Source organism: Algoriphagus sp. PAP.12, from assembly GCF_026652115.1.
Taxonomy (GTDB): Bacteria; Bacteroidota; Bacteroidia; order Cytophagales; family Cyclobacteriaceae; genus Algoriphagus.
Genome location: NZ_JAPPSQ010000003.1, coordinates 19,072 through 35,969, shown reverse-complemented (window position 1 = coordinate 35,969; position 16,898 = coordinate 19,072). Strand labels below are relative to the sequence as shown.

The window sequence follows — 16,898 nt, the reverse complement described above, 5'->3', positions numbered from 1 at the left end:
ATTATTCCTGATGGCCTTTTTATTTTTGTAGCCCATGTCAAGATTTGATTTCAATTCCTTTGATCTTCCTGTTTCGGAGATTATTCCTTCGGTAAAGAAGGCTCTTTCAGATTCTAATTCCTTAATAGTCCAAGCACCTCCGGGAGCAGGTAAGAGTACACTCCTACCTTTGGCTCTGTTGAAGGAAAAATGGCTTCAGGGAAAAAAGGTTCTGATGCTCGAACCAAGAAGATTAGCGACTAAAAGTATTGCAACCCGCATGGCTTCCATGCTTGGGGAGGAAGTAGGGAAAACAATAGGTTACAGAATACGATTTGAGTCTCGAATCTCAACAGAAACCCGACTTGAGGTAATTACCGAAGGGATTTTGACCAGAATGATGCATTCCGATAACGAATTGTCAGATGTTGGTTTGGTGATATTTGATGAGTTTCATGAACGAAATCTCCACTCAGAAGTGGCTCTGGCATTATGCCGTGAAGTCCAGCAAGTACTCCGTCCAGACTTGAGGATTTTGTTGATGTCTGCGACTATCAATAGCGAAGAATTGTCTCAACTACTTGAAGCTCCTGTTATTGAAAGTAAGGGACGACAATATCCTGTTGAAGTCAACTACCTCAACCCTGTTGATGAATATCATATTGGGGAAGATACGGCTCGTGTAATTTCATCTTTGGCGAAAAGTCATGAGGGTGATTTCTTGGTCTTTTTACCGGGTCAGGGAGATATCAAAAAGGCTGAATCTATCCTTCGAAAGTCACTTCCTGAAGATCAAATTCTTCCCTTGTATGGACAACTTTCTCCAGGTGAGCAAAACAGAGCTATTCAACCTAACCCTACTGGGAAAAGGAAAGTTGTATTGTCAACGGATATCGCAGAAACGTCTTTGACTATCGAAGGAGTGAAAGTGGTTGTTGACTCTGGCTTTGCTAAATCAAACCGATTTGATCCACGTTCTGGACTCTCAAAATTGGAATTACATAGAATAAGTCAAGATTCAGCAGACCAAAGAAGTGGTAGAGCTGGAAGATTGACCGCTGGCCACGCCTATCGTCTTTGGAACAAAGGTGTACAAAATCAATTACAGGAATTCAGAACTCCTGAATTGATGGAGGCAGATTTAACTGGGCTGGTATTAGATATGATGGCTTGGGGAAAATCTGATATCCGAGAAATGACCTGGTTGACTCCCCCTCCGAAAGGGAATCTAGCCTTAGCTGAAAAGACTTTGGAATCATTAGATGCAATTAATGAGGATGGTTTAACTGAGCATGGAAAAGAAATTCATTCCTTGCCATGCCATCCACGAATTGCCCATATGCTGCTTTATGCTGAGGAGCATAACATTTTGGGACTAGGAACAGACATAGCAGCTATTATCGAAGAAAGAGATCCATTAGGCCCAGATGCTGGAGTTGATCTGAATTTGAGGATTGAAGCATTAAGAAGATTTAGATCTCGCGGGCATAGTATTCCTCGAATCAAAAAGATTGAAAAAGTCGCTCAGCAATATCGAAGGCTATTCAAAATTGAAGCTGAAAATAGTCCGGTTGATCCTTGGCAAACAGGGATTCTTTTAGCCTATGCCTATCCAGAAAGAATTGCTTCCGCCAGACCTGGCAACAATGCCCAATTCCAATTGGCGAATGGGAAAATAGCTCAAATAGGTCATAGAGATGATTTGGCTCATGAATCCTGGTTGGCAGTTGCTGAGGTAGATGCTCGAGATGGAATGGGTAAAATTTGGTCAGCAGCACCTTTGAATCCTAAAGATTTGATGCCCTTGGTGAAAACCAAAGAAGTGTTTGAATGGGATCGAAAAAAAGGAGGACTGATTGCTTTGACTGAAGTTAGGATCGGAGCCATCATTTTGGGATCTAGGCCACTTAAAAATTATAGCTCAGAAAAAGCTCAACAAGCTATTTTAGAAGCAATTAAAGAAGAAGGTGAATTCTTGTTGAGCTTTGATGATCAGGTCATGCAACTGATCCATCGGGTGAATTCATTAAGAATATGGAATCAAGATGATAGGTTGCCAAACTGGTCTATTTCAGGTCTTTGTGAATCAGCAAGTGAATGGATCTCTCCATATTTGACCAATATTCAAAAGAATGAAGACTTATTGAAAATCAATCTGAAAGAGATTTTAACCCATAGTCTGGATTATGAATTGCAGCAAGAGTTAAACAAACTTACACCAGCTAAATTGGAAGTTCCTTCTGGAAGTATGATCCAGATCCAATATCGAAAAGATGGAGATATACCTTTGCTATCTGTACGCCTTCAGGAATTATTTGGAATGACCGAAACTCCCCGTGTAAATCAGGGTAAGACTCCCCTATTGATTGAATTGCTTTCTCCTGGATTTAAACCTGTACAGTTAACTCAAGATCTGAAAAGCTTTTGGGAAAACGGATATTTTGAGGTCAAAAAGGAATTGAAAAGAAGGTACCCTAAGCATGAATGGCCAGAAGATCCCAATTCTGCCGAAGCTATTCGTGGAGTAAAGAGAAAGAGCTAATGCAATTGATCCAAAAAGCTCAAAAATTGTAAGTAAGAGGCAATTGTAAAAGGTGTCATTTGTTGACGATTAATTTGACTAAGAAATCCATCGCGAATAATGTGATAGTCTTTCGGGTTGAATAATTTGGCTAATGCCGTTGCTCTGAATGCATTGTAGATGAAGTTTTGGGTTTTGAAAGAATAGTCTCTTTTATGAAAGAAGGCCCGTTCTAACAAAACCGGATCTATCATTTGATCTAACCAAGGGAAACCATCTGATACAAAGAATTTCTCTGCTTTCATCATAACTTGGGAAAGCTCCCAATTTGTGGAAACATGAAAAACCCTAGGTAATTCTTTTCCAATCTTATTGGGCGTTTGCACCAAAGTCAGACTTCGTTCCGAATAATCAGAAAGTGAGGGTAAAAATTTATGGATAATATTTTCTACCTGATCAATGCGTACTCCCAATGAGTACTCTAAAAGGTTGCCATCTTCTGAGTCTGTGAAATGGAGAAAAACTGCCTGTTTTCCGTGGGGAAATTGCTTGGTATACAAAGAGAAAGCCGGATCATAAATAAATCCGGAATCCAAAAAAAATGCATGGTGACGCTCTACAACTTCCAACTTTCTCATCTATTAAAAAACTACAGAAAGTTAGAAATGTTGTGACAGATTATGAAAATAATTCTTTCATTTCCAGTAACATAGGCTCAATCTCTGCTTTTTTGATGGCCATGCTACCCTCATCTTCTGGGTTGTGTATATAATGATTCCAATGCTTTTCAGCTTTTCGGATCGTTCTTGGGGTAATTTCAAATTCCACCTGGTCCAGATAGTCTTTTGCCAAAGTGGAAGCTTTGAAATTTCCAAATAGATAAACTCTAAAAATATCAACAAACCGAAGGCTTAGATCATACTCCTCCAAGATCTGAACGAAAGCCCCTTGGAGGTTTTTATTTTTCCTATCAAAAATAACATCAAAGATGGCGTCCAAAGCTTCATCTTGCCAAATGGTTTTGGAAAGTGCTCGACAAGCTAGATAAGCGACTTCCCAATTTTCACCTTTTACTAATTCCAATAGTTTGTCTTTTGCTTCATCATTAGCTTTCAAACCTAATTTATCGGCAAAAACATAAGCTTCAGATTCATTGGGGTCTGTAATTTTGGAGAAAAGAAATTCAAGGTCCTGGTCCATCTTTTTTGTTTTATTTGCACAAATATACTCGAAATGCCAGCGGAGTACCTATGAAAATCCCCAATTCTGAAATAATCCTTCCTGAACAGTTTGGGCAAGTTTTAGAACTTGCAAAATCAAGAGGTTGGGAAATTTCCTATTCCTCTGATAAACACCAATTAGTACTTTCTGATCAGGAGGACTGGGTAGCTAGAGTTTTTCTACCCTGGAATATGAATTGGCAAAATGAAAAGCTGAATACAATAGACAACTTCCATTGTGTTTTGGTGGCCATTAAGGCCGGTCAAGCTGTTGTTGGCTATTTTCATGAAAAAGAGCTTTTGGATCATAAAGTTTTCAGAGCTTATATGGTCCGTCAAAAACAGGGAAAATCCCAAATCAAGCATCTTAAAACCAAAGGGAAATCAAGAGCTGGTTCTAGGATTCGATTAGAAGAAACTGAGCGGTTTTTTGAGGATATCAGTGAAAGATTGAATAGATATGAAAAGGAATTTCCTATTTCAGTTTGGGGGATTTCTTGCGCAAAAACTCTCTGGCCCTATTTTTTTGGAAGTGAAACTACTCCCCCTTTTGAATCAGGTTCGGAACTTTTAAGGTCATTGCCATTTCATTTTCATCAAGGTTCTTATGAAGAATTGGAATTAGCAGGAAAGCTTATAAATCAGTTTCATTGGTTACCAAACCCTGATAAAAAGATTGAAATAGTGCTTTCAGGTTCAAAAGAAAGTGAACCTGATGAAGATGATTGGTAAAAAAATAAGCCCCGAAATTTCGGGGCTCAGGTTGGTGTTAAGTGGTAATCAGGTAATATTTATGAGTTAGAAGTATCTTCTCCCATTCCAGGCATGGTGCTAGAAAGCATTGCCAAAGTCTCATGGGCCATTTTCACATTGTATTCATAGGCCAAGCTTTTGTAGTTGACCAAATCCACGATGGTACCGATGAAACATAGACCTACAGTCAAAATGTAAAGGATACCTAGTCCGATTTGGCCTAATATGAATCTGTGAAGACCTGCGAATCCAAAGAAACCAAGCAAGGTCAAAATCAAGATCATTTGTGAATCCTTTCTGCGGGCACGATAAACTTGAGCAAATAGTGAAGCTTGATCGTCATCCATGTTTTTCATCAATCCCTGGATGTAGCCCAGTTCCATTCCCTCCAATTCAGGAAGGTGTCTTAATACATTAGCCATAATTGTGTGTTGTTTTTAGGTTTTTAATCAAATTCCAAATTCTAGAGAAGATCACTACATAGGCGAGCATCGCTAGAGGATGCATTGACCAGGAGGCTTGGAACTCCCCTCTTGCGAGTAAGTTCATAGATCTTCCCAATCCACATCCCGGACACCAGTCAAACCCCAAGTTTTCTAATGGACAAAGTGTGAAGTGATTTGAAACTGATGGATCAATTGTCAAAATCGCTACAATACTTCCTATCCAAAATATCAACTCCAGAGGAAATTGACTTAGCCGATTGGTGATTGCTTTCATGCTAGCAGAAGTACGAAAAGGATGCCAGTGCCTAAATGTGCCCTCATTTCGGTTTTTAAGCACTTTCCAATTTTTGATTGCATAATATCCGTACAAAAAAGTGTTCGGTTATGAACGGTTCAGAACAATATTTTGTGTAAAATAAGAATTGACGTGCCTTTTACCTAGGCATTTTTCTGTTTGAATAATCAATATAAGAAAATGGTTCTTTCTTCCTTTGATTTTGTAATTTGGTCGGCTCAGAATGAAATCGAAACATGAATAATAAAATTCTTGCTTGTACCCTTTCACTCGTTTTGGGAGCTTTCGTGGCCCAGGCACAAACTTCTACAGATCTCTGGGAAATCAAAACCAAGGGAAAAGGAAAAAGCTTACAATTGGTATCCGGGTCGGAAAAAGCCATCACTGATCGAGTCGAATATGATAATCAACCCTCTTTTATCAATGATTATCAAATGGTCTTTTCGGCAGCAGATGATAAAGGAAACCATGATATCATTGTCTATAATTTTGAAAGTGGGAAATTTACCAACTTGACCAAAACAGGTGATAGAAGTGAATATTCTCCAAGAATCACAGAATGCGGTCAATATATAGCGGCAGTGGTGATGGAGCCAGATCAAAAGCAAAGACTATGGCTCTACCCTACCAATTTTGGAGAACCGGAACTCCTTTATGATGACATCGAGCCGGTTGGATATTATGATTGGTATGATAACAAAGCCGCCATGTTTGTCTTGGGAGAGCCACATCAATTGATCTATGCAAGAGGTCGAAATGACTTGGTGGAAATGGATGAAGCAATTGGTAGATCTATTGTCAGAAGACCAAAAACTAATCAGATAACTTATTTGTCAACAGAGAATTCTGCCGAGCTACCTGATGGAAAAGCCTTTGAAATGTATGGCTATGATTTAGAAACCATGGTCAAAACGGATTTAGGTTTAAGTTTGGCTGGCTCTCAGGATTTTATTTGGCTTGACAAAAACACTCTTATGATGGGAAGGGAAAATTCCCTTTATATTCGGAAATGGAATGAGAAAAACTGGGAGCTCATAGGCACCCTTGAGTCAGAAACACATCATGGAATCACCCGCCTGGCCTACAGTCCTGATTTGGATGTAATCGTAGTAGCTATGGAAAGAAATCAACAATAAACCAATGAGAAAAAAATTAGGAACACTTGGACTGGCAATACTTTTGGCCAACTCCGCACTTTACGCCCAGATTGAAGATAAAAAAGGCCTTGTAGCCAAAGATGCTGAATTGGTCAAAGTTCAGGATGGATTTTCCTTCACAGAAGGTCCAGCTGTTAATAGATTTGGGGATGTCTTTTTTACCGATCAGCCAAATAATAAAATTTATAAATGGAAGGCGAATACCAATGAAGTTTCTCTTTTCAAAGATAATGCGGGTCGTTCCAATGGAATGTATTTCATGTTGGATGGGACATTGCTGACCTGTGCTGACGAAAATAATGAGCTTTGGTCCATGGATACAGATGGTAATGAAAAAGTTTTGATATCAGGTTTCCGTGGAAAAAAACTAAATGGCCCAAATGACCTTTGGGTTCGTCCGAAAGGTGGATTGTATTTCACAGATCCTCTCTATCCTAGACCTTATTGGGATGGAATCAGAAGCGAAGAAATGGAACAAGATGGTCAACATGTTTACTTCCTTTCTGAAGACAGAACTGAGCTATTCCGCGTTGCGGATGATTTAGTAAAGCCAAATGGAGTGGTGGGTACTCCAGACGGAAAACATCTTTATATCGCTGATATCGGAGCCAAAAAAACCTATCGCTATGATATCCGAGAAGATGGATATTTGACCAATAAAACCTTGTTTGTAGAAATGGGCTCAGATGGTATGACTATCGATTCGAGAGGAAATGTCTATTTGACTGGTGATGGTGTTACGGTTTTTGATAAAAAAGGAAATCAAATAGCACATATTCCTGTTCCAGGAAATTGGACTGCCAATGTAGTCTTTGGATCTTTAACTCGGAAAAAACTATTCATCACGGCTATGGATGCTGTGTACACCTTGGATATGAAAGCGCAAGGCGTTTGGTAGATTGAAATTCTAAAAACAAAAAAAATCCCGGAAATAAAGCTGAAATGCTTATTTCCGGGATTTTTGTTTTATAAATATTTCTAATTAGAATACTCCGATAAAGTGACTTCCAGCCACATTAACTAATTCTGCACCTTTAGTTACATCACCAGTTTCAGTATCTACTACGTAAATGTTTCCATTTTTACCTACAGGAGCTTCAGTGAGGAAAATTTCTGTTCCATGAACTACAAAGCCTTGGTATTGGAATAAGTAAAAGTCTGCTTCATAAGGGATGTCTTCAATTTTTTGAGCAGTTCTTGTTTCCAAATCTACCAAAGCAAAGAAACCTTGAGCTCCTGCAGCACCTGTTTCTGAAGTAGCATCTCTGTAGGCTACCACTGCTTTGCCATTTGCGGCTGGTCTCCAAGCCAATATGTATGCCTCATCAGTTCCTAATGCATTGTCTAGGCTAAACACATATGAATCATCATATTGGTTATCAGCACCGATTTTAAGGATGTGCGAACCATTTGGATCTCCTTGATTTGCCTGATAAACGCTTCCGTTGTATTCAAATGAATTAATGCTTCGATACCCATTTGTATTCCCGTGTCCTACTGTGGATGTAATTACAGTTGGGTTTAATAATGAAGGATAATCTAATACAATGGTTTTGGAACCTAAAATCTCTCCCTCTCTGTCAGTTTCTGCAGTGGCTGGGTCAACTTTGCTTACACGTGCGCCAATGTATAGTTTATCACCAGCAGCATTCAATGTTGGCATATCAATTCTAGAAATATAATAGCCATTTGCTTCTTCCTCTTCACTCAATGGAACAACACTTTCCTGGAAATCTACGATCACAGAATTTACTAAATCAAGAGTTACTATACCCATAGTAGCTTCTGTTCGAAGGTAAGTGTCATCAGTAGCATCTTCTGGTGTGCCATTGTCATCAAATTGATGTTCAGTGGATACATATACAGCAGCTCCTGTATTGTCACCATCGAATAATTTAATCCATCTTGGAGCAGAACCGACATATGGCGCAATACTTACGGAAGTACCTGTCTGAGAAAAACTTTGTCCACCGCCAACAGTGTATTTCGTGTAATTTCCACCTGTATCTCCGGCGTAGCTAATGTTAAAAATTGTAGTACCATCTTCTGAAGACTGAAGACGAGCTGTTCTATTGGAAGGAACAATAAAACCATTATCAAATGGTGCAATAGAAACTGTAGGGTCTTTAGCTTCATCACTTGTCAGAGAATAAATTAATGTTCCTCCATTTCCATCACCTGGATTATCACCCATTTTTGCTGCAGCTACTGTAATCCATCTGGATTCAACCACTGGATCTGGATCTGGTGTTGGGTTAGGTGTAATATCTTCAGTACATGCAGATACTAAACCACCAGCTAAAATAATGGCAGTTAATTTTTTAAAATTCATAAAGTTTCCTTTCATGATATTTGTTTGTGAACAGTTAAAATTTGTTGATTCTATAGTTTAATTTGAGGTAAAATGCGCGTCCCGGTTTTTGGACAGATAGGTTATCATAAACCGGTTTGTCAACTATGTTTTTGATGTCAAAGCTTGCCACCAACTTGTTACTAGGAAAGACATAGCTCAACCCTAAATCCTGTGCTATTTGTTGGGGAACTTTGAAGAATTCATCTCCTACAGTATTGGATCCCTGAGGGACCAGATAGGAAAATTCATCAGTAAAGTACAGGGTGTAAAAAAGATTTAATCGAGATTCTTTTTGGATCAAATCTTTGAATGAATAGCGAATATTTCCATTCATAGTAAAAAATGGGGTATTAGGGACGTCTATTTCTACACCCCTGTTTACAATTTTCAAATCAAAACGGGAAATATTGAAATTGATTCCAAAATTGTTGTTGTAGGTATAATCCAATTGTGCATCAAAGCCTTTGGAAGTCCCATTCCCTTGGTTTTCATAAAGAATGGTTTCATCGTTGACGTTTAAAGATGTTTCAATCGGCAATCCGATTCTATCTTTGATATTTCTAGTGAAAAGATTACTAGAAACTGTAAAATCATGCCCAGAAAGGCTGAATTTTCCGAGTCGAAATCCTAGATTAAAATTGTTGCTAAGTTCAGGCCTGATGCTTGGGTTGGCGACTACATTATCTCCGTCGTTTCCAAATACTTCACTTTCATTTGGCAATCTGATGGCTTTTTCGGCTGAAGTAAGCAGCGTTATGTTAGGAATTAGAGCGTATGAAACTGTAAAACCATAGCCTTCATCTTTGGTATTAGAACTGGTGATATCATCAACAATTTCATTGGTTTCATCATTTATTTCAGGGTCAATATTTACAGTCCTTTGTTGGTAATATTTTCCAAATACATTGGCCTTCAGCTTATTTTCTAATGCATTTACCTCGTAAGTGAATGAAGTAATATTCTTTTGTAAATCCCTAGTTCCCCGGAATGTGTTTTCCAAGACAGATCTTAGTTCATCACTATCTACCCTGTCTATACCACTATACACATGATTTATTAATACTTTGTGATGATCGTTTATCGCATAGGATACCCCGGTTCTAATAGAGGCAACATCACGATTTATTCTAGCCAATGTTGGGCCTCCCTCCTGTTGGGATCTCCATGAATACTGATATTCATTTCCTCTAAAATCAATGGCCTTTTCTCCATTCCAGCTGTAGGCCCAAGCTACTGTATCACTCACAAACCGGTTTCGATTTCCATATAGCCCATTTACGGTTAAATCAAGTCCTTTCGTGAATAGATTTTTCTTTTGATAGGCAAGATTTCCTAGAAAGGCATCCGATTCCATAAACCTATCCTTATAAGGCATAATGGTCATAAAAGCCCCATGCTGGATCTCTTTAAAGTCGCTCGAACTTGTGAAACCTATTAAAAATTGATCCGCCCATTTGACATCGGTATATCCTATTTGAAGCATGCCACCAGAGGATCTATAGGCATCATTAAATCGTCTAGCAGTAACTGGGGTTTGTACTCCTCCTAATCCAGTTACGATTACACTTCTTCCAGAAACTTTATAATCGTTGTCAGAATAATTATGGAAAATTGAGCCTTTGACGGTAAAACCAGAATCTTTAAAACGGTACTGGCCATTTACACTAGCTTGTAAGGTGTTAAATGAACCATAAGAAACTGAGGCATTGAAATTTGATTGGATGGAATTCTGGAGTACAATGTTTATTGCTCCTCCCAATGCATCATCAGACAAGTGACCCGGAACGACTCCTTTATAGACTTCAATTTCCTTAATCATGGAAGGTGGAATGCTATTTAAGTTAAAGGAATTTCCGTAAGCTGAAATAGGGATTCCATCAATAAAGATTCGGACAGCACTTCCTGACAATCCATTTAGGCTATAATTAACTTCTGATCCTAGTCCGCCATTTTGACGGATTTTAACCCCTACTGTTGTATTCAGTAATTCATTTGTTTGAATGTTTCGAAGGCTGGCTTCTTTCGTGTCAACAATGTTTACCGCAAACCCTGACTTCTCAATTTCTGTTTTGTAAGATTCACCATATACTCGGACCTCATCCAAATTGGTGTCTTCTGATCTTTTGAGAATGGGATTGTAGGACTTAATTCCATCACCTATTTCAATTTCGAATTCATGCTTTTGAATTTCAATAGATGAAATCGTTGCTTTATATCTACCCGAAGGAAGACCTACCATTGAATAGTTTCCGTCCTCATCTGAAAGACTATGTTTCTTGATGGATTCTATATAAATCGATGCAAATGCAACCGGCTTTTTATCCTCAAATTTTAGGGTTCCAGTTAGAACTCCGGTTTGAGAATAAGCCTGCAAGCTTCCAAAGAAACATAGGCTAAAAATGATGTGAAGGATCCCCCTTTTCATAGATGATTGACTCTAATTCTGGGGTAAAAATACGATCTATTTGTAATTAGTCTAAATAGTAATTAGAATTTATTTAAATAAGGATCTAAGTCCTAGAAAAACTTAAGCTTATTTAGATTGATTAAAAAGTTGATTTTTAACTACTTGATGGACAAAAAAGAAGGGAGAAAAAATTTTACATTTTCCTCCCTTTAATTCTGATAAAAACTGATTTATCTGGCCTTTTTTAACAGTTTCCGTCTATATCACAAGCTTCACCATCTGATCCTTGAAGCAAAATTTCACTTTTGTTTTTAGAAAACTCAGACCAAGCTTTTTTCAACGTATCATCAAATACTTCGTCAGGTTGAGCTCCTGAAATTCCATATTTTCTATCCAATACAAAGAATGGAACACCTCTCACTCCTACAAGTCTTGATTCATAGATATCCTGATTTACTTCATCCAGATATTTATTTGAATCCAAAACAGCCTGCGCTTCTTCAGCATCCAATCCTAAGTCCACTGCAATGGATTTTAAAGTAGCTATATCATCGACATTTAACCCATCCGTGAAATAAGCTTTCAATAATCTTTCTTTCATTTCAGATCCTTTTCCATTTGCCTGCGCAAAGTGGATCATTCGATGTCCATTTAGCGTGTTTGCAACCACTGCTTTATCAAAGTCAAAAGTCAAGCCTTCTTTGGAAGCTGCTTCTGTTACATAGTTGCTGGCATCTTTTGCTTGCTCCAAAGACCAGCCTTTTCCTTTTGCAAGGTTTTCAATGGTAGAAATAGATGGATTGGTTTTTTCTTCAGGATTTAACTGAAAACTTTTCCATTGAATTTCAATCTCTTCTTTATTGGGGAATTTAGCCAATGCCTTTTCCAACTTCCTCTTTCCGATATAACAAAATGGACAAACGATGTCCGACCAAATTTCGATTTTCATAGATTTTGATTTATTTACAGGTAAATCGAAAAGCCTTCAAAAGAGTTCAGTAAAGTATCGTGAAAACCAAAGAATGCCCTTCCTGTGCGATGGAAATTGATTCCAATGCAGCTGTTTGCCCTATTTGTAACTATGAGTTTCCAAAAAGAGCTCCATGGATCACCTGGTTGGCGATTTTTTTATTGATCGTTTGGCTTTTGACTTATATTCTCTAACCACCAACACGCATTATGAATAAGCGCTCATTTCTTAAATCCCTGGCCTTTTTAGGTATTTCAAGTTCATTTAGTCTGAAATCTCAAGCAAAAGACTTTGGGATTCATTCTATCGATTTTGAGGCGGATGATCTTTGGGACCAAATCCGTGCTGGATATAAGCTGAAGCCTGATTATATCAATTTAGAAAATGGATACTATTGCTTCCTTCCACAAGAAACTCTTGAAAAATACATTGAACACTTAAGAGAGGTGAATTACCAGGGATCTCATTATATGAGAACTGTTCAGTGGGAAAACAAAGCTAAGAGTGCTGCCATGCTAGCCGAATTGGTTGGTGCCTCCCCTGAGGAGATAATCATTACGAGAAATACAACAGAATCCTTAGATCTGATCATCGCTGGGTATCCTTGGCAAGAAGGTGATGAAGCGATCATGTCTAATCAGGATTATGGGAGTATGCTCAATATGTTTGAGTTGGCCAGCCGGAGACATGGGATGAAACCTGTAAAAATCGACATCCCCATGCATCCTGAAAATGATGAAGAAGTGGTGGCGGCTTATGAAGAAGCCATAACTCCCAATACCAAGCTGATGATGGTGCCTCATATTGTCAATATTACCGGACACATTTTACCGATTCAAAAGATCTGCGATATGGCTCATAGTCATGGTGTGGAAGTCATGGTGGATGGAGCCCATGCGGTGGGGCATTTTGCTTTTAATATGAATGACTTGCATTGCGATTATTATGGAAGCTCTCTTCATAAATGGTTGAGCGTGCCACTTGGTGCTGGTCTGCTTTATGTGAAAAATGGAAAAGCCCCTAAAATCAGGCCTCTTTTAGCACCTTATCAATTGGATCAGGAAACAATCCTCAACCTGAACCATACGGGAACCCATGCGGTTTCTACGGATTTGGCAGTGATCAATGCGATAGAATTCCAGAATAAAATGGGTGCAAAAAGGAAGGAAGAAAGACTTCGCTACATTCAGAAATATTGGTCCGATCAAGTCAGAGGCTTACCTAATGTGGTTATCAACACTCCAATCGATCCGCAGAGATCTTGTGCTATTGCCAACGTAGGAATTGAGAGTATGAAACCTGCAGATTTGGCAAAAAGACTTTTGGATGAATATCAAATTTTCACAGTTGCAATTGACGGTGCAGGAGTTAAAGGTTGTAGAATCTCTCCCAATGTTTATACATCCGAAGCAGACATGGATGCCTTCGTAATCGCTTTAAAGGAACTTTCTGGCAACGCTTAAGATTAAAATTCCGCCAAATATTATTTGGTTTCATTGATTTATTGGGAATATTGGCTTGTTTTCATTGGCGCAAATTCAAGGAAGTCCAAGAATCTTTAAATTTTTGAGAAATTTTCTTGCAATTCCTTTACAAAGGCATCACCTTTGCTGCCCATTAGAAATGATTAACACAGTAAACATAGCGCCAAAAACATCTCATCCTATCGCAATCGAATTGCGTTTGGCTGCTATTTTGCTTTTTTCTCCATTGAGGAGGCACAGGTTCTTTTTCAGGGTTTGACCCTGTAGTATTGTTTGTTTTCCTACGTGGAAAACTGTCCCCGCCAAATTTTCCCTTTAATCATTTATTATATTCCCGAAATTACGGGTTTCAATTCATGTCTTAGTCCATGGAAGAAATTTCATTTAAAATCATAGTAGCAGATCCTTCTCACAAAAAATATTCGGAGATAATCACCGAAGAAATGGCTAATTCTGCCAAAGCTAGAGGAACTGGTATTGCTAAAAGATCTCCTGCCTACATCGAAACGAAAATGGATGAAGGCAAAGCTGTAATCGCTTTGACTTCCGATGGCGTGTGGGCTGGCTTTTGTTACATCGAAGCCTGGGGACACGGTAAGTACGTAGCAAACTCAGGTTTGATCGTCTCTCCTGAATTCCGTAAATACGGACTGGCCAGAAAAATCAAACAAGAAGTTTTCAAATTGAGTAGAATAAGGTATCCTGAATCCAAAATCTTTGGCTTGACTACCGGTGCGGCAGTGATGAAAATCAATTCTGAATTAGGCTATATCCCCGTTTCATATTCTGATTTGACAGATGATCAAGAATTCTGGAAAGGATGCCAAAGCTGTGTGAATTTTGAGATTTTGACTGCCAAAAACAGACAAAACTGTCTTTGTACAGCCATGCTATATGATCCTTTGGCCAAGAAAAACCAAATGGCAGAAATGGCTTTGAGAGAAGATTTCAAGAAAGACCTGAAACTATTTGACCGTTGGGTCAGATTAAAAAAATACGTGATGTTGAAGCTGAATAAAACCAAAGATTCAGCACTTAATTTATTCCTTTAATTTAAACCAATTGCAACCCTTTCAAAATGAAAAAAGTTGTTTTAGCCTATAGCGGTGGCCTGGATACCACCTTTTGTGCACTGCACCTGTCCAAAGATTTAGGATATGAAGTTCATGCTGTTTTGGTCAATACAGGTGGATTTTCAAAAGAAGAATTGGAGACTGTTGAATCCAGGGCAAAAAGCTTGGGAATTGCTTCTTTCAAAATTTTGGAAGTTGTTGATACCTATTATCAAGAGGTGATTAAGTATTTGGTATTTGGAAACGTACTGAAAAACCAGACCTATCCCCTTTCTGTATCTGCCGAACGTATTTTGCAAGCCAAGTCTTTGGCAGAGTATGCAAAGTCCATTGGTGCAAAAGCAGTAGCACATGGTTCTACAGGTGCTGGAAATGATCAGGTTCGTTTCGATATGATTTTCCAAACTATCGTTCCAGATATCGAAATCATTACTCCTATCCGTGACTTGAAACTTTCCCGTCAGGAAGAAATCGAGTATTTGAAAAAGCATGGAGTAAGCATGAACTTCGAAAAAGCGGCTTATTCCATCAATAAAGGAATCTGGGGAACTTCTGTAGGAGGAAAAGAGACTTTGACTTCCTCAGAATACCTTCCTGAAGAAGCTTGGCCTACTCAAGTGACTGAAACTGATCCAAAAGAGATCAAATTGACTTTCGTTCAAGGTGAGTTGAAAGGTGTCAATGGTGAGACTTTTGAAAACCCTGTGGATGCGATCCAAAAGGTACAAGCTATGGCTGCTCCTTATGGAATCGGAAGAGATATTCACGTAGGTGATACTATTATCGGAATCAAAGGTCGCGTGGGTTTCGAAGCGGCTGGACCATTGATTATCATCAAAGGGCATCAGTTGCTAGAGAAGCACACTTTGACCAAATGGCAATTGTTCTGGAAGAATCAGCAAGCTGAATTTTACGGTAACCACTTACATGAAGGACATTATTTGGATCCTGTGATGAGAAACTTGGAAGCTTTTATGGCCAGCACTCAGCAATTCGTTAGCGGAGATGTGAAAGTTTTGCTTCAGCCTTATAGATTTACCTTGATCGGTATCGAATCAGATCATGATTTGATGTCTTCCAAGTTTGGTAGCTATGGAGAAATGAACAAAGGTTATACAGGAGAAGATGTGAAAGGATTTACTCGAATTTTGGGTAACCAAACAGCCATTTTCCATAAAGTAAATAGTACCGATGACTAAGATCAAAACAGCAATCATAGGCGCTGCAGGTTATACTGGAGGAGAACTTTTAAGATTATTGGTTCATCATCCAGCCTGTGAGTTGGTTTATGTGCATTCAAATAGCCAAAAAGGAAAAACTGTTTCAGAAGTACACCCTGATTTGATTGGGGACTGTGGTCTTGTATTTAAAGATGAAGTACAAACAGAAGGAATAGACGCTGTTTTCTTAGGGTTGCCACACGGTCAAACCAAAGGGTTTCTAGAAGAGCACTCCTTCCCAGAAACCACTGTGGTCATTGATTTATCGACAGATTTCCGTGATGAAAGCAATGGTTTCGTCTATGGTCTTCCAGAGGTAAATGCTGAAAAGATCAAGACTGCAAAAAAGATTGCAAATCCAGGCTGTTTTGCGACCGGTATCCAATTGGCTTTGGCTCCGGCTATTGCTAAAGGATGGGTTAAAGATGCTGTACATATTTCAGGAACGACCGGTAGTACAGGAGCTGGTAAAAAGTTGGCAGAAACTTCCCATTTCAGCTATCGAACAGGAAACCTTTCTGTTTATAAGCTTTTCACCCATCAGCACCTGAAGGAAATCAAGCAAACTTTTGGACAATTGAACCAGGAGTTTGATTCAGAATTGCTTTTTGTCCCTTATCGTGGAAATTTCTCCCGTGGGATTTGGGTGACTGCTTACTTCCCATTTGACGGAACTGAGGAAGAAGCTGTTCAAGCGTATGAAGAGTTTTATAAAGATGCTGCTTTTACTCATGTTTCTAAGAAAGATATTGATTTGAAGCAGGCTGTAAACACCAATAAATGCATTGTCTATGTTCAAAAAGAAGCTGGACAATTAGTGGTTTATTCTGCAATTGATAACCTTTTGAAAGGAGCTTCTGGGCAGGCAGTACAGAATTACAATTTGGCCTTTGGGTTGGATCAGAGGATGGGCTTGAATCTGAAAAGTATAGCATTCTAAGATATTAGAATCTAGACGCTAGAATCAAGTTTGAGTGATGATCAATCGCTATTCAAAATTCATCATTCGGAATTCATTAT

At 38.7% G+C, this 16,898-nt stretch carries 16 protein-coding genes; 9 read left to right on the top strand and 7 right to left on the bottom strand.

What is annotated here, in order from left to right; all coding sequences use genetic code 11:
* The first annotated feature begins 34 nt into the window (after window positions 1–34).
* Window positions 35–2,521 (top strand): ATP-dependent helicase HrpB, encoded by a 2,487-nt coding sequence (gene hrpB, locus O0V13_RS05150; protein WP_268033926.1) that lies wholly within the window; start codon window positions 35–37, stop codon window positions 2,519–2,521.
* Here the strand turns inward: hrpB and O0V13_RS05145 are convergent.
* Both O0V13_RS05145 and O0V13_RS05140 read right to left on the bottom strand, forming a co-directional pair.
* Complete coding sequence (locus O0V13_RS05145; protein WP_268033925.1) at window positions 2,518–3,138, bottom strand: hypothetical protein; 621 nt, start codon at window positions 3,136–3,138, stop codon at window positions 2,518–2,520. The two genes, hrpB and O0V13_RS05145, sit on opposite strands and share 4 nt — an antisense overlap.
* Window positions 3,139–3,178: 40 nt before the next feature.
* A complete protein-coding gene (locus O0V13_RS05140) occupies window positions 3,179–3,700 on the bottom strand; it encodes a HEAT repeat domain-containing protein (protein WP_268033924.1) in 522 nt (173 codons plus the stop codon).
* 50 nt (window positions 3,701–3,750) lie between these two features.
* Here O0V13_RS05140 and O0V13_RS05135 point away from each other — a divergent pair, with 50 nt between their 5' ends.
* Window positions 3,751–4,452, top strand: a complete 702-nt coding sequence (locus tag O0V13_RS05135; protein WP_268033923.1) for a hypothetical protein — start codon at window positions 3,751–3,753, stop codon at window positions 4,450–4,452.
* Window positions 4,453–4,511: 59 nt separating this feature from the next.
* On the opposite strand, the gene O0V13_RS05130 is transcribed toward O0V13_RS05135, so the two are convergent.
* A complete protein-coding gene (locus O0V13_RS05130; RefSeq protein ID WP_268033922.1) occupies window positions 4,512–4,895 on the bottom strand; it encodes a TM2 domain-containing protein in 384 nt (127 codons plus the stop codon).
* Window positions 4,888–5,193 (bottom strand): DUF2752 domain-containing protein, encoded by a 306-nt coding sequence (locus O0V13_RS05125; protein WP_268033921.1) that lies wholly within the window; start codon window positions 5,191–5,193, stop codon window positions 4,888–4,890. The genes O0V13_RS05130 and O0V13_RS05125 overlap by 8 nt, the downstream gene beginning before the upstream one ends.
* Before the next feature lie 257 nt (window positions 5,194–5,450).
* Between O0V13_RS05125 and O0V13_RS05120 the strand changes: the two genes are divergently transcribed.
* Both O0V13_RS05120 and O0V13_RS05115 read left to right on the top strand, forming a co-directional pair.
* A complete protein-coding gene (locus O0V13_RS05120) occupies window positions 5,451–6,350 on the top strand; it encodes a hypothetical protein (RefSeq protein WP_268033920.1) in 900 nt (299 codons plus the stop codon).
* Between the two features lie 4 nt (window positions 6,351–6,354).
* A complete protein-coding gene (locus O0V13_RS05115) occupies window positions 6,355–7,269 on the top strand; it encodes an SMP-30/gluconolactonase/LRE family protein (RefSeq protein WP_268033919.1) in 915 nt (304 codons plus the stop codon).
* An 84-nt stretch (window positions 7,270–7,353) separates the two neighbouring features.
* On the opposite strand, the gene O0V13_RS05110 is transcribed toward O0V13_RS05115, so the two are convergent.
* The 3 genes from O0V13_RS05110 to O0V13_RS05100 form a co-directional block, all read right to left on the bottom strand.
* Window positions 7,354–8,718 (bottom strand): hypothetical protein, encoded by a 1,365-nt coding sequence (locus O0V13_RS05110; protein ID WP_268033918.1) that lies wholly within the window; start codon window positions 8,716–8,718, stop codon window positions 7,354–7,356.
* A gap of 19 nt (window positions 8,719–8,737) precedes the next feature.
* A complete protein-coding gene (locus tag O0V13_RS05105) occupies window positions 8,738–11,149 on the bottom strand; it encodes a TonB-dependent receptor (protein WP_268033917.1) in 2,412 nt (803 codons plus the stop codon).
* 226 nt (window positions 11,150–11,375) lie between these two features.
* Complete coding sequence (locus tag O0V13_RS05100; RefSeq protein WP_268033916.1) at window positions 11,376–12,080, bottom strand: DsbA family oxidoreductase; 705 nt, start codon at window positions 12,078–12,080, stop codon at window positions 11,376–11,378.
* Window positions 12,081–12,139: 59 nt separating this feature from the next.
* Here O0V13_RS05100 and O0V13_RS05095 point away from each other — a divergent pair, with 59 nt between their 5' ends.
* From O0V13_RS05095 to argC, 5 genes are all read left to right on the top strand, one after another.
* A complete protein-coding gene (locus O0V13_RS05095; protein ID WP_268033915.1) occupies window positions 12,140–12,295 on the top strand; it encodes a hypothetical protein in 156 nt (51 codons plus the stop codon).
* Between the two features lie 15 nt (window positions 12,296–12,310).
* The gene (locus tag O0V13_RS05090; RefSeq protein WP_268033914.1) at window positions 12,311–13,564 is read left to right on the top strand and encodes an aminotransferase class V-fold PLP-dependent enzyme; all 1,254 of its coding nucleotides are present in this window, start codon (window positions 12,311–12,313) and stop codon (window positions 13,562–13,564) included.
* 389 nt (window positions 13,565–13,953) lie between these two features.
* Window positions 13,954–14,637: a GNAT family N-acetyltransferase gene (locus tag O0V13_RS05085; RefSeq protein ID WP_268033913.1), complete on the top strand. Its 684-nt coding sequence runs from the start codon at window positions 13,954–13,956 to the stop codon at window positions 14,635–14,637.
* Window positions 14,638–14,663: 26 nt separating this feature from the next.
* Entirely contained in the window at window positions 14,664–15,857 is a 1,194-nt protein-coding gene (locus O0V13_RS05080; RefSeq protein ID WP_268033912.1) for an argininosuccinate synthase, read from the top strand.
* Window positions 15,850–16,818 (top strand): N-acetyl-gamma-glutamyl-phosphate reductase, encoded by a 969-nt coding sequence (argC, locus tag O0V13_RS05075; RefSeq protein WP_268033911.1) that lies wholly within the window; start codon window positions 15,850–15,852, stop codon window positions 16,816–16,818. Before O0V13_RS05080 ends, argC begins: the two co-directional genes overlap by 8 nt.
* Window positions 16,819–16,898: the final 80 nt, after the last annotated feature.